Here is a 13375-nt window from a genome sequence, read left to right on the forward strand (position 1 = left end):
CGGGGTCAACCCATTAGGCGCGTCTGCCCCGGGGCAATACACCCGGCACCGACCGGGAAAGATCGCTCTACCGGCCCAGGACGTTGCGCGCCTGACTCGCGATCTGGGCCAATACCGCAGGCGCGACGGGGCTGTGCGCCTGCGCCCGGCCGATCATCGCGCGAAACTGGCGAATCGCGGCGGCGTTGTCGTCCGCCCAGGCAGCGACCGCACCGACCGGATCGGCCTTGGCGTTCTTGCGGCGGGATAGCCGGCGCAGGAACTGGAGCCGCATCTGCTGGAAATCGCGTGCGAGGCCCGCAACCAGAAGCCGTTCCCACACATCCGAAGGTTCCATCAGGGCTGCGGTCCCTTGCGCCCAGTCAAGACCGAGCATCGATCCCAGATCGGTGAAGGCGCGGGTCAGTTCGGGTGCCCGGATTTCCGCATCGCGCGACAGGCTGGCAAGCCCGACCGCGCCGTCGATATCGTACAGATGCGCAACTTGTGCTGCCAGTTTTTCCGGCGTTCCGGCGGCAATGAAACTGGCACGCAACTTGGCCGATTGCTGACGGGATTCGGCGGCCAGCAAGCTGTCCTTCGCATCGGACAGTTCTTCGATCCCGGGCGAAAGCTCCGTGACAACCTGCGATGGACTTGTCGTGCTTGCGCCGCGCCGGAGCAGGTCGGCCATCTGGCCCCGAACAGCAGAGGCAGTTTTCTCGAACAGCATCAGCCGCGCCGATTCGGGCAATTCGGCGGTATCGAGCTGCGCCCACAGCGCGTCGATGTCGAACAATTCGACTGCGGCGAAAAATGCGCTGGCGACCTCGGCCAACTGGGCGCTTTCTTCTTCTGCCAGTTCGAACGGATGGACCAGGCCAAGGCAGTTGATCACCTTGTTCGCCAGCACCGTCGAAATGATTTCGCGGCGCAGTGCGTGACCGAGAATTTCCGTCTTGAAGGATTTGCGCATCGCAGCAGGGAAATAGGTCATCAGGACCTCTTCCATCGCCGGATCGTCGGGCAGGGCGCTGTTCTCGATCGCGTCCTGCAGCAGCAGTTTGGTGGACGATAGCAGCACCGCCAGTTCAGGGCGGGTCAGGCCCACCCCGTCGGCCGCACGGCGCGCCAGGGTGGTTCCGTCGGCGAGACCCTGCGTCCGCCGGTCGAGATCGGCCTTTTCTTCCAGCGTTTCGATCAGCCGGATCTGCGAGGCGGCCGATTTTGCGCCGCCGGTTTCCGCGATCGACAGGATCAGCGCCTGCAGCCGGTTGTCCTCCAGCACCATCGCCCCGACTTCGTCGGTCATCGACGCCAGCAGCGCCACGCGTTTCTTCTCTGACAGCTTGCCGCTACGCTTCGCGGCAGCCAGCGCGATCTTGATGTTGACCTCGTGGTCGGAACAATCGACCCCGGCGGAATTGTCGATGAAATCGGTGTTGCAGCGCCCGCCGAGGATCGAGAATTCGATTCGGCCGGCCTGGGTGATACCAAGATTGGCGCCCTCGCCGATCACCTTGGCGCGAAGCATGGCGGCGTCGACGCGAAGGCTGTCGTTCGCCGGATCGCCGACCGCGATGTTGTTTTCGGAAGAGCTTTTGACATAGGTCCCGATGCCGCCGAACCAGATCAGGTCAACCGGCGCGGCAAGGATCGCGGAAATCAGCGCGTCGGGCTCGATCGTCTTGGCGTCAATGCCGAGGGCCTTGCGGGCCTGCGCCGACAAGGGAATCTGCTTGAGCGACCGGCTGTACACGCCGCCACCCTTGGAAATCAGCTTGGCGTCGTAATCCTCCCAGCTGGACCGCGGCAGGGTGAACATCCGCGCCCGTTCCTTCCAGCTTGCTGCCGGATCGGGATCGGGATCGATGAAGATATGGCGGTGGTCGTAAGCGGCCACCAGCTTGATCGATTTCGAGAGCAGCATGCCGTTTCCGAAAACATCGCCCGACATGTCCCCGCAGCCGACAACCCGGATGGTATCGTTCTGCACGTCCACGCCCATTTCCAGGAAATGGCGCTGGACGGACACCCACGCGCCGCGCGCGGTGATGCCCATCGCCTTGTGATCGTAACCATTCGAACCGCCACTGGCGAAGGCATCGTCGAGCCAGAAATCGCGGGCTTCGGCAATGCCGTTGGCAATGTCGGAGAAAGTCGCCGTGCCCTTGTCTGCTGCGACCACGAAATACGGGTCCTCGCCGTCATGGATCACCACGTTGTCGGGATGGACGACCTTGTCGTCGACGATGTTGTCGGTGATCGACAGCAGCGTGCGAATGAAAATCTCGTAGCTGGCGCGGCCCTCTGCGGCCCACGCCTCGCGGTCGGTTGCGGGCGCGGGCAGCAATTTGGGATAGAAGCCTCCTTTCGCGCCGGTCGGCACGATCACCGCGTTCTTGACCCGCTGAGCTTTCATCAGGCCGAGGATCTCGGTGCGGAAATCGTCGCGCCTGTCGGACCAGCGCAGGCCGCCGCGCGCCACAGGTCCGGCGCGCAGGTGGATCCCTTCGACCCGGCGCGAATAAACGAAGATTTCCCGCCACGGCACCGGCTTGGGAAGGTTGGGGACCAGCTTCGATTCGATCTTGAATGCCAGTGCCTCAGCCGACGCGCCGACGAAGGCGTTGGTCCGCAGGATCGCGCCGATGAGGGCGTGGTAGAGACGGAGAAGGCGGTCATCGTTGATCGCGGACACCTGCGACAGGCCCTGCCGGATGGCGTTCTCGGCCTTCTGGGCCGCGGCATCGCGGTCGCCTTCGAAGGCGGGGTCGTGCATGCAGGTGAACAGGTCGATCAGCGCCGAAGTGACCGCAGGGGCGCGGCCCAACGCATCGACCACGGTGTAGATGGTGAAGGTTATCCCCGCCTGCCGCAAATAGCGGTAGAACGCGCGCAGCCAGTCGGCTTCGGTCGCAGACAGCGCTGTGCCGATAACCAGGCGGTTGAATGGATCATCCTCCGCCGAACCGTTCAATACCGCGGCGATCGCCTGTTCGATGGAGGTAGACCGCTCGAGCAATTCGGCGGCGCGGTCGCCTTCCGGCAGGGCCAGGGTGAAATCGTGGATCGCGCCCAACTCACCTTCGTCCAGCACCGTGGGGGTCTCGCCAAGAATCCGGAAGCCGAAATTCTCCAGCGCGGGCACCGAATCGGACAGCGGCAACGTGCCGCCGTGTTCGTAAATTTTTAGGCGAAGCTGGCCTTCGGGATCGCCGGCAAGCTGATACAGCCGGGCGCTGCGCTCGTCGCCCTGGGGTGCCGATGTGCCTGGCTCCGCCGATGTCAGGTGACGCATCCGCAGGATGTCGAGCGCGGCTTCCGTGGCTCCGTAGACACTCCGGTAGGACAGGGGAAAAGCCTCCGCAAAGCGTGTGGCAATGGCCGCGGCACGGCCTGCCTCGAGATGTTCGGCCAGTTCGCTTTCGACGGCTTCCGCCCAGCCGCGCAGCATATCCTGCATCGCCGCTTCGAGTTCGCTCTCGCTCTTGACCGGCTGTCCGCCGCGAATATCGAGGACAAACCGCAGCATGGCCAGATTGCCGCCTTCGACTTGCAGGCTCCAGTCGAGCAATTCGGCGTTGGCACCGGTTTCGAGCAGGTTCTGGATCTGCTTGCGGACCTGCGTCGACAGCAGGTCCCGGGGCAACCAGACAAACGCGAACAGATGGCGCGACAGGGCGGCCTGGACCATCGCCAGGCGTGGGCGCGGCCGGTCGACCAGGCTCATCATGGTCGTCGCGACCCGTTCGATGTCGGCCTTGGGAAAGCTGATCATCAAGTCGTGCGGCAGCGCGGTCAGGGCGTGGAACAGCGCCTTGCCGGCATGGCCCTTGTTGTCGAAATGGAACTTGTCGATCAGCTCGGTCAACTGCGTGCGCAGGCGTGGAACCTGGCTCGGCGGGGCGGCCAGCGCCGCGCTGGTCCACACGCCCGCGTGGACGGACAGCGCGGCAATTTTGCCGTCTTCGACAACTGGTACGATAAACAGATCGAGCGGTACGCGGCGATGCACCTGCGACAGCAGGTTGGCCTTGATCACCAAGGGGGCCTGGAGCCGTTTCGCCTTCGCCTTGCTGGTCAGGGCCAGGTCAAACCAGGCGAAGGCCCGGTCATAGGACGCATCGGCCAGGATCTGGTTCGCGCTGCGCCGGCAGATGCCGAGCAGGTCGCTCAGCGAACCGTCGCGGTGCCGCGTCAGGTGGCCCAGCTGGGTCAGCATTCCGTCGTCGAGCCACCGCAGCAGGGCCGCGCCTTCGCCTGACAGCAAATCCGCGTCCGCACACATCGCATCGCGGAGTTTCTGCCAGTCCTTGACCGCAGCGCGCACGTCGCCAAGAGTTACCCGCAGGGCTTTTTCAAGATCGCGCCGCTGACGCGCATCGATCCGCGTGGTTTCCACGTAGATGATCGATTCCTGTACGGTTTTGTCCGTCTTGCTGTCGGGTATTTCCAGCAATTCGCCACTGTCCGACCGCTCCACCGGCATCACCGGATGGACGAGACGGTCGATCGACAGGCCCTGCGCGGCGATGGTCGCGGCGACCGAATCCACCAGGAACGGCATGTCTTCGTTGACGATCGCGATCCGCATGAAGCGGCGCTGGTCGCTCGCTGAAACCAGCGTAACGATCGCCTCGCCCGGAGTGCGCTGCTGGATGGCGCCAAGCAGGAACGCGGCAGCGTCGGCGACCTTGTCGCGCGCAAAGGGGGTATCGCCGGGCAACAGCGAATTGCTGATCCGGTCGGTCAGCGCCGCCGTGAGTTTACCATCGGGGGAAGATGAATTTCGAGTCGTTGCGGTGGTTTTCGATCCCATCCGTCCAGCTCCTGCAGGCCGCTCAGCCTTGTTATAATGTTACTGCACCGTGCAGCAAAAATTCACGGATAGTCGGATGTCCCGAGTGCGGCAAGCCGCTGTTTGGGGAATTTGTCCTGCCTTCCGTGCGCTTTGGTTGCCGGTACCCTAAAGGGTTTCGACACAGTTCGACAGTAGGTAACCGCCCTTTCCAACCGGACCTAGCCCCGGCTCACTCGGTCTGGCCAACTTCCCCGAGCTGCGCGAGATAACTGCGCGCGGTCTGCGCCAATGGACTGCCGGGTGACAACTCGACCACCGAAGTCCAGCTCCGCCGCGCCGCATCGTCGCGTCCGCCAAGCACGGCGATCACCCCGGCCTCCAGGCCGATTTCAGGATCTGTCGGTGCAAGAAGCGCGGCTTCCTCGATGAATCGCTGCGCATCGTCCAGCGTGTCCAGCCGCCGCGAAAGGGTGGCGGACAGTAGCCAAGCCTGCGGGTTGTAAGGCAGTGCGGTGCGGGCAAGGGTGAGAGCGGACTGCGCATCGTCCAGACGGCCAAGCGCCACCAACGCCCGTGCCCGGTCGAGCGCGATCTCACCCTTGAGAACTTCGTTGCCGGCGAGGCCAGCGTCCCTGTCCGCCTGTTCAAGTGTTGCCAGCGATGCTGCGGTATCACCCACTGCCAATTGGGCATTACCAGCCATCGCGCCGAGCTGGGCCCGCGTTTTGGACGCTCCGGGCAGAGCTACGTCGCGGCCCCGGATAAACGCCGCGATGGCATTTTCCCATTGGCCCAATTGTACTTCCGCCATCCCGAGGCATTGCGCGGCATCTGATTTCTGCTCCAGCCCGTCGGTTTCCAGCCAGTTGCTGGCCTCGGTTCGCGCGGCGGCCGGATCGATCTCGATCAACGCGGCGCACTTGGCGAGCCGGTTGTCGGTAACGCTGGCCGCATCTTCGCGCTGCTCGGTCGCTTCCCGGTTGAGTCGCCGCTGCTCCCACAGTTCGTCGGGAACGGGGGACACCGGTTGAGTGCCGGGTGCCGCGCCAACCTGAAGAAGAGCGGCTAGCAAGAGGGACATAGGCGGGCCTTTATCAAGCGAACGGGGGATCAGGCGAAGACGGGCAGCCGGGCAATCGTGCCCAGCAGCAGGGCGATATCCTCATCGCGCGACATGCGATGATCGGCGGACTTTACCAGCGTCACCTGTATGTCGTCCGAACGAAGCTGCTCTGCCAGTCGCAGGCTTACTTCCCACGGAACATCACCGTCGCTCTGTCCGTGGAGCAGGCGAACCGGACACGTGATCGGGATCTCGCCGGTGAGCAACCGGTTCGACTGCGCATCGTGCCAGAATTTGGCGTGTGTCGGAGTCGGTTCCGGGCCGTAGGGATTGGGCTCATGGATCGTTTCGCCGCGTTCCAGCCGGGCTTTCTGTTCTTCGCTGTAGCCCCAGTCGGAGAAATCCGGCGCGGAGGCGATGCCGACCAGGCCCGCAAGGCGGTCTTCCAGCGCGAGGCCTATCAGAAGCATCAACCAGCCGCCCATTGACGATCCGACGAGGATGACGGGGCCGGAACATTTAATCCCGATCAGGTCGAGGATATCGTCCCGCCACAGCGACAGCGTACCATCGGCGAAATCGCCCGGACTGGAGCCGCAGCCCGAATAATCCAGCAACAGGCAATTGCGACCCGCCTCCAAAGTCCAGTCCAGCACCGCCTCGGCCTTGCTGCCGGCCATGTCGGACATATAGCCCGGCAGGAACACCAGCGTGGGCCCCGTTCCTTCGGCATGGCGGAAGGCGATCCGGCGACCACCGGGCAAAGTGTGAAACTGGATGTCGGTCATATGGTGCTCTTTTTGCCCAACGCGGGTTCAGGAGCAAGATGCGCTTCGGCGGCGGAATCGTAAGGTCAGTAGATTTCCGGCAGGTGCAGCGGGACGGTGTTATCGCGGCCCGGTTCGGAGTTGTTGCACGCGGCCAGCAGTACGACTGCCAGCAAGGTCAGGAATCGCATCGTCTCATCCTTCCTTTTCAACTTGGCCATTTTCGCCTGGCAACGCCGCAGGGTCGCGCAGGAATATCGCTTCGATAGACATACCAAATGTTTCGGCAATGCGAAAGGCCAACGGCAGGGAGGGATCGTACTTGCCGGTTTCGATCGCATTCACGCTCTGGCGCGAGACTTCGAGCCTCTCCGCCAGATCCTGCTGGCTCCAACTGCGTTCGGCACGCAGGACCTTGAGGCGGTTTTTCATTCTTCGCCCCCTGCACGGTCCCGCAGCGCCAGCCAGCCCTGCCCAAGGCCCATACCTACCGCCCAGATCGGCACGGCCCACCACCCCGGCACGTGGGGCACCAGTTCGAAGGTTTCGAGGAATCCCCAGAACGATCCGATGGCGAGCACGAAGCCCAGTCCGACGAGCGATGCCAGCACTGCCCGGTGCCGCAGGTATTCGTCGGTTTCTTCCACGATGTACCGCCCCATGACGTAGATCATCCAGAAGATCGGGGCGATCGGCAGCATGGCGAGAAGCCAAGTGACGGCGGTGGACGGATCGTAGTTGCGCCACACCGACATCGCGGTCCCCAGGCCAACTAGATAGGCCGCGGAGGAAATGGCAATCCCGCGGGTGTACCGGATACTGGCCATGCCGGCGCAGGCGTTAGTTCGCGGCTGCCGGCCAAGGGCGCGCACGTACAGGACCACCATGAAGATCGGGATCGCCAGCAGGATCAGGGTCGTGGTCCGGTTGATCGCACCCGTAGTATTCAGCGCGATCAAAAACGCAAAAATGGCAAGGCCCATTCCGGCCCAGAAATTCGGTTTCCGGCCCGCGTGTTTGGATCCGCCGCTCATTGCTTCACCCGGCATGTCCGGTTCTTGCCCAGCCAAGCGGAAGGAAAAATCGCCAACAGGGCGACTGGCCCGTATTGCGCAAACTCCTCCGGCACGAAATCGAAGATTGCGAGGACAGCCACCGCGATCATCGCGCCCGACAGCAACAACGCTTTCTGATATTGGGTCATGGTCAATGCTCCTTTTCACTATGTAAAGGACGGTTTACTTCGATTCGCGATAAAGTCAAGCATGATTGACAATAAGCTTATGTTGCTTGTCATGAGCTGCACATTGTCAGGGGCGTACAAACCGACTTGGTGCTGCAATGAAATCGACGTAGATCATCGCCATGACGACCCAGCCCCCGCCGACCACCCATCCCCGCACCGCGCTTTCACTGGACCGCAGGAGCCTGTTCCGGGCCGGTGTGCTGGGGGCGGGGCTCGCCGCCGCGCCGTTCGCCGCTGCAGCGTCCACCATGCGCGGGTTCACCCACGGGGTGGCGAGCGGGGAGCCGGGACCGGCGCAGGTTTTGCTGTGGACCCGCTACGTCGGCGATGCGTCCGCCACCCTGCGTTACGAAGTCAGCGAGACCACCGATTTCGGCAGGGTTGTTTCGGGCGGGAACGTGGATGCGCTCCCCGAACGCGATGGCTGCGTCAAGCCGATTGCGACAGGGCTGGAGCCCGACCGCTGGTATTATTACCGCTTCATCGCGCCGGGCGGAGCAGTCTCCGATATCGGCCGCACCCGCACGCTCCCGGTGGGTGAAACTCCGCGGTTCCGGCTGGCAGTGGTCGGCTGCTCAAACTTCGGGTTCGGGTGGTTCAACGGTTACGCCCACATCGCGGAGACGGACGAAACCGACCTGGTGATCCACACCGGCGACTACATCTATGAATACGGTGCGGGGACCTATCCCGCGGCGAAGGATGCCCTGCCGGGGCGGTTGCTCGATCCACGGTCGGAAATCGTCGCGCTCGCCGATTACCGTCTCCGTTATGCGACGTATCGCAGCGATCCCGACCTCCAGCGGCTGCACCAGCTGTTCCCGGTGGTTGCCGTGCCCGACGACCACGAAAGCGCGAACGACGCGTACCGGGATGGCGCGGAAAACCACCAGCCAGACATCGAGGGTGAATGGGAGGTCCGCAAGCGCGCAGCGATGCAGGCCTACCGTGAATGGATGCCGATATCGGACGAGCCCTGGGCAAAATACGATGTCGGAACCCTCGCCACGATCTTCCGGCTCGAAACACGGCTGGTTGGCCGCGATAAGCCTTTCGACATGTCCGACATCGTGAAGGGAGTCGAAAGCGATCCGGACAAACTCGCCGCCGCGCTCGACACATTCCGCGACGGCGCGTGGCGCAATCCGGAACGCAGCCTGATGGGGCCCGCGCAGGAGGCGTGGCTGTACGACGGGGTTCGCGAATCGCGTCGCTCGGGCACGACCTGGCAGGTGCTGGCGCAGCAAATCGTGATGTCGAGCATGACCCTGTCGCTGCCTGACCTCGACGGAGTGATCGACGGGCTTCCCGAAAATGTCCGCCAGAGGCTGAAGGTCGTCAACGCCACTACGCAGGCCGGCTTGCCGTTCAACATGGACGCGTGGGACGGTTACCCGGCCGCGCGCGACCGCTTGCTCGGCGCGGCGCAGGACGCGAACGCCAATATGGTGGTGCTGGCGGGCGACAGCCACAACGGCTGGGCGTCGAACCTGGACCGGGGCGGCGCGGCGGCGGGGATAGAGTTCGCCGGACATTCGGTGACTTCGCCCGGCGCGGAATATTACCTCCCGCTGCTGAAGCCTCAGGAATTCGCCGCCCGGCAAGTAGCAGGCAACGCGCAATTGCAATGGGCGGACACCGGCCAGCGCGGCTATATGGCGGTCGAACTCACTCCCGCCCGGATCACCACCGACTATCACTTCCTGCAAGGGATCAGGACGCGGTCCACCGTGCTGGCCGGAACGAAACGGATCACCAGCGAGGCAGGCAGCCAAACGCTCGACGTAGGTTGATGCGCTGCAACGCTGCTGCTATGGCTGCGGCATGACGCACATGCGCACCTTGACCACGACCACTACCACCCGGATCACTCCGGGGCGGTTGGTCGCGGCCTGATCCGCAGCCACCGTCGCCCGGTTTCGGGCGGCATGGTGTCACCTCCCGAAGCTGACATTCTCCCGACACCGGACTTCCGGCGCGCGCTGCATTGTGCCATGGCGCGCTCAAAGAACAGGTGAGACAGTTTCGATGAGTGAAATGCTGAAGATCAGCCTGCCCGATGGTTCGGTGCGCGAAATGCCGCAGGGTTCGACACCTGCCGATGTGGCCGCCGCGATCGGGCCCGGCCTGGCAAAGGCCGCGCTGGCCGCCCGCGTGGACGGCGAAGTGCGCGATATCATGCGGCCGTTCGACGGCGACACACGGCTGGAACTGATCACCAGCCGGGACGAGGCCGACGCGCTGGAACTGGTGCGGCACGATTACGCCCACGTGCTCGCCGAAGCGGTCCAGGCGCTGTGGCCCGGCACGCAGATCACCTTTGGCCCATCGACCGACGACGGGTTCTATTACGACGTGATGGCTCCGGCTGGCCGCGAACCGTTCGGCATGGACGATCTGCCCGCGATCGAAGAAAAGATGCGCGAGATCATCAAGGCCGACAAGCCGCTGATCCGCGAAGTGTGGTCCCGTCAGGAACTGATCGACAAGTGGCAGGCCGATGGCGAGACGTTCAAGGCCGAATGGGCGAACGAATTGCCCGAAGGCGAAGAGCTGACGGTCTATCGCAGCGGCGCCAAGGATACCGAAAATTCCTGGCTCGACATGTGCCGCGGCCCGCATCTGGCGAGCACCGGCAAGCTCGACCCGCAGGCGTTCAAGCTGATGCGTGTGGCGGGCGCCTATTGGCGCGGCGACCAGAAGAACGCGCAATTGACGCGCATTTACGGCACCGGCTGGCTGAACAAGAAACAGCTGAACGAACATCTGGTGCGGCTGGAAGAAGCCGCCAAGCGCGACCACCGCAAGCTGGGCCGCGAGATGGATTTGTTCCACTTGCAGGAAGAAGCCCACGGCAGCGTGTTCTGGCATCCCAAGGGCTACAAGATCTGGCGCGAGCTGGAAGCCTATATGCGCCGGATGATGGACAATGGCGGCTACCGCGAAATCAAGACCCCGCAGGTGATGGACGCGCGCCAGTGGGAACAGTCCGGCCATTGGGGCAAGTACCGCGAAAACATGTTCGTCATTCCCGACGAAGTGCCCAACGTCGATGACGAAGGTCCAGTCATTTCCGGCGACGCGCAGTGGATGGCGCTGAAGCCGATGAATTGCCCGGCGCATGTGCTGGTCTTCAAGCAGGGCATCACGTCTTACCGCGACCTCCCGATCCGGCTGGGCGAGATGGGCTGCTGCCACCGTAACGAACCGCACGGCGCGCTCCACGGGCTGATGCGGGTGCGCCAGTTCACGCAGGACGATGCGCATATCTTCTGCACCGAGGATCAGGTGATCGCCGAAGTGCGGCAGTTCTGCGAACTCGCCAGCCGGGTTTACAGGGACCTCGGCTTCGAGAAATTCGCGATCAAGCTCGCAACGCGCCCGGATCAGCGCTTCGGAAGCGACGCCGACTGGGACAAGGCCGAGGACGAACTGCGCAACGCGGTGATCGAAGCGGGCATGGCCACCGAGGAATTCGGCTGGGAAGAACTGCCCGGCGAAGGCGCGTTCTACGCCCCCAAGCTGGAATGGCACCTGACCGATGCAATCGGGCGGACGTGGCAGGTCGGCACGATCCAGTCCGACCGCGTGCTGCCAGACCGCCTCGACGCGCATTACATCGGCGAAGACGGCGACAAGCACCGCCCGGTCATGCTGCACCGCGCGATTTTCGGATCGTACGAGCGCTTCATCGGTATTCTGATCGAAAACTACGCTGGCAAGCTGCCCCTGTGGCTGGCTCCGGTGCAGGCGGTGGTCGCCACCATCGTTTCGGACGCGGACGACTATGCGCAGACCGTGCTCGCCCGCCTGCAGCAAGCCGGTATTCGCGCCGAACTCGATGTGCGTAACGAGAAGATCAACTACAAGGTGCGCGACCATTCGGTGAAGAAGGTTCCGCACCTGCTGGTGGTCGGCAACCGGGAGGCGGAGGAAGGCACCGTCGCCATTCGCACGCTGGGCGAACAGCAGCAGAAATTCGTCTCGCTGGACGAAGCGATTGCGATGCTGAAGGCCGAGGCAACCGCACCGGACCTGCGGGCAAGCTGACCGGCTCGGTCCTATCCTGCTAGCGGGTTTCACCTGGGAACAGCTGGGCCTGATGGTGTCGGCGGGGCTGGCTGCGGCGTTTGTTCGCGGCCTGTCGGGGTATGGCCTCGCGATCTTGCTAGTGCCGGTTCTCGGGCTGGTCATTTCGCCGCAATCGGCGGTGGTGACGAGCAATTTGCTGGCGCTGCTGATCGGACTGGTGGGGCTGCGCAAGGTGGCCGGCCATTCGGAACCATCGATCTGGCCGATTTCCATCCTCGCCATGGTGGCGACCCCGCTAGGGCTGTGGGCGCTGGCGATCACCGATCCGGCGGTGTCCCGCTTCCTGATCGCGATGGTCGCGATCGCGGCCTTCATTATCGTGCTGTTGCCGAAACGTGTCGAGACCTACCGCCCGCATTTCCTGGAAACAGGGGCAACGGGGATAACGGCCGGGGTGCTGACAGGGTTCGCGGGAATGCCCGGGCCGCCGGTGATCCCCTACTACCTGCGGCGCGCAATCGATCCCCAGACGGCCCGCGCATCGATGATGGCGATTTTCCTGGCGACCTCTATCGCGGGGTCATTGGCCGCGCTGGCGCTGGGGTTGATGGAGATGAAGGACGCGGTGCTGGCCGCGATTCTGTTCCCCGCGATCCTGATCGGCAACGCGCTGGGCGGCTTCGCCTTCGGCAAGGTAAGTCCGGCGCTATGGCGCAGTTTTGCGGGATTGGTGCTGGGCGCGGCGGCAATCGGCGCGCTGGCGAAGCTGGTCTAGTTTACAGGCCGAGGGCGGGGAGAAACTGGCCCGCCATGATCAACGCCGCAGCGCAGCCGCCAACGATAATCGTTCGAAGCGTCTCGACCGGAGAGACCTCGACGCTGCGCGCAAATGCAAGTGCTTGTGCCATGAGGGCTGTTGTCGGGCATAACCGCTAACGAAAGGTTAAAGTTGGGAGCGCCGGCAATTTGTTTTGTCAGCTGACGACGACATTGCAGACTTTCCCGGCGAGCCGCATATGTTCATACGGAGTGGCGAGACAGGAGGAATTCATGGGAGATATTCCTAGCACCGGAGCCTTCGCAATTGTTCCGTGCAATGAACTGCGAACTGCTCCCCATTTCTGGGAACGCCTCGGTTTCACCCGAAGTGGCGGAGACGACGACTACATCATCATGACTGGTTGGGGCTGCGAAGTTCATCTTACGCAAGCAGGCGAAGGTATCTGGCGGGTCCCGGAACATAATCCGTTCGGTGTTTTCATCAGGACTCCCGATGTCGAAACCATTGCCGAAATGGTCGATGATCTGATCATCCGTCCCGGCGGCATCCTACGCCATCGCGAGTGGGGCCTTTACGAGTTCGCGGTCGGGTCGCCAGACGGACTACTGGTTCGAGTGGGCTGGCCGTCCAGTCTGATGAAATAGCGCTGAGGCAGCTTACCACCCGATTTCAGGCAAATCGAACCTCATTACTGCGCATGTGA

At 63.4% G+C, this 13375-nt stretch carries 11 protein-coding genes; 4 read left to right on the forward strand and 7 right to left on the reverse strand.

Translation table 11 applies throughout. The features are described 5' to 3' along the window. Positions 1-67 precede the first annotated feature (67 nt). From GRI65_RS09380 to GRI65_RS09405, 6 genes are all read right to left on the reverse strand, one after another. Positions 68-4801: an NAD-glutamate dehydrogenase gene (locus tag GRI65_RS09380; protein ID WP_160756240.1), complete on the reverse strand. Its 4734-nt coding sequence runs from the start codon at positions 4799-4801 to the stop codon at positions 68-70. A gap of 211 nt (positions 4802-5012) precedes the next feature. Then, positions 5013-5864 carry a tetratricopeptide repeat protein gene (locus tag GRI65_RS09385; RefSeq protein WP_160756241.1) on the reverse strand — a complete coding sequence of 284 codons (852 nt, stop codon included), beginning with the start codon at positions 5862-5864 and terminating at the stop codon, positions 5013-5015. 29 nt (positions 5865-5893) lie between these two features. Then, a complete protein-coding gene (locus GRI65_RS09390) occupies positions 5894-6634 on the reverse strand; it encodes an alpha/beta fold hydrolase (RefSeq protein WP_160756242.1) in 741 nt (246 codons plus the stop codon). A gap of 174 nt (positions 6635-6808) precedes the next feature. Further along, a complete protein-coding gene (locus GRI65_RS09395) occupies positions 6809-7045 on the reverse strand; it encodes a helix-turn-helix transcriptional regulator (RefSeq protein ID WP_160756243.1) in 237 nt (78 codons plus the stop codon). Then, positions 7042-7647, reverse strand: a complete 606-nt coding sequence (locus GRI65_RS09400; protein WP_160756244.1) for a hypothetical protein — start codon at positions 7645-7647, stop codon at positions 7042-7044. The genes GRI65_RS09395 and GRI65_RS09400 overlap by 4 nt, the downstream gene beginning before the upstream one ends. Next, positions 7644-7817 carry a hypothetical protein gene (locus tag GRI65_RS09405; RefSeq protein WP_160756245.1) on the reverse strand — a complete coding sequence of 58 codons (174 nt, stop codon included), beginning with the start codon at positions 7815-7817 and terminating at the stop codon, positions 7644-7646. The genes GRI65_RS09400 and GRI65_RS09405 overlap by 4 nt, the downstream gene beginning before the upstream one ends. 161 nt (positions 7818-7978) lie before the next feature. Here GRI65_RS09405 and GRI65_RS09410 point away from each other — a divergent pair, with 161 nt between their 5' ends. The 3 genes from GRI65_RS09410 (at position 7979) to GRI65_RS09420 (ending at position 12666) form a co-directional block, all read left to right on the forward strand. Next, a complete protein-coding gene (locus GRI65_RS09410; RefSeq protein ID WP_160756246.1) occupies positions 7979-9652 on the forward strand; it encodes an alkaline phosphatase D family protein in 1674 nt (557 codons plus the stop codon). Between the two features lie 235 nt (positions 9653-9887). Continuing rightward, positions 9888-11909: a threonine--tRNA ligase gene (thrS, locus tag GRI65_RS09415; protein ID WP_160756247.1), complete on the forward strand. Its 2022-nt coding sequence runs from the start codon at positions 9888-9890 to the stop codon at positions 11907-11909. Positions 11910-11961: 52 nt separating this feature from the next. Then, positions 11962-12666, forward strand: coding sequence for a sulfite exporter TauE/SafE family protein (locus GRI65_RS09420; RefSeq protein ID WP_160756248.1), 705 nt, complete (start codon positions 11962-11964; stop codon positions 12664-12666). Position 12667: 1 nt separating this feature from the next. Here GRI65_RS09420 and GRI65_RS15390 read toward each other — a convergent pair whose 3' ends face one another. Then, entirely contained in the window at positions 12668-12799 is a 132-nt protein-coding gene (locus tag GRI65_RS15390; RefSeq protein ID WP_269816305.1) for a hypothetical protein, read from the reverse strand. Between the two features lie 142 nt (positions 12800-12941). On the opposite strand from GRI65_RS15390, the gene GRI65_RS09425 reads away from it, so the two are divergent. Beyond that, positions 12942-13316, forward strand: a complete 375-nt coding sequence (locus GRI65_RS09425; protein ID WP_160756249.1) for a VOC family protein — start codon at positions 12942-12944, stop codon at positions 13314-13316. Positions 13317-13375 lie beyond the last annotated feature (59 nt).

Origin of the sequence: Allopontixanthobacter sediminis (genome assembly GCF_009828115.1) — a bacterium.
In the GTDB taxonomy this organism is placed as follows: Bacteria; Pseudomonadota; Alphaproteobacteria; order Sphingomonadales; family Sphingomonadaceae; genus Allopontixanthobacter; species Allopontixanthobacter sediminis.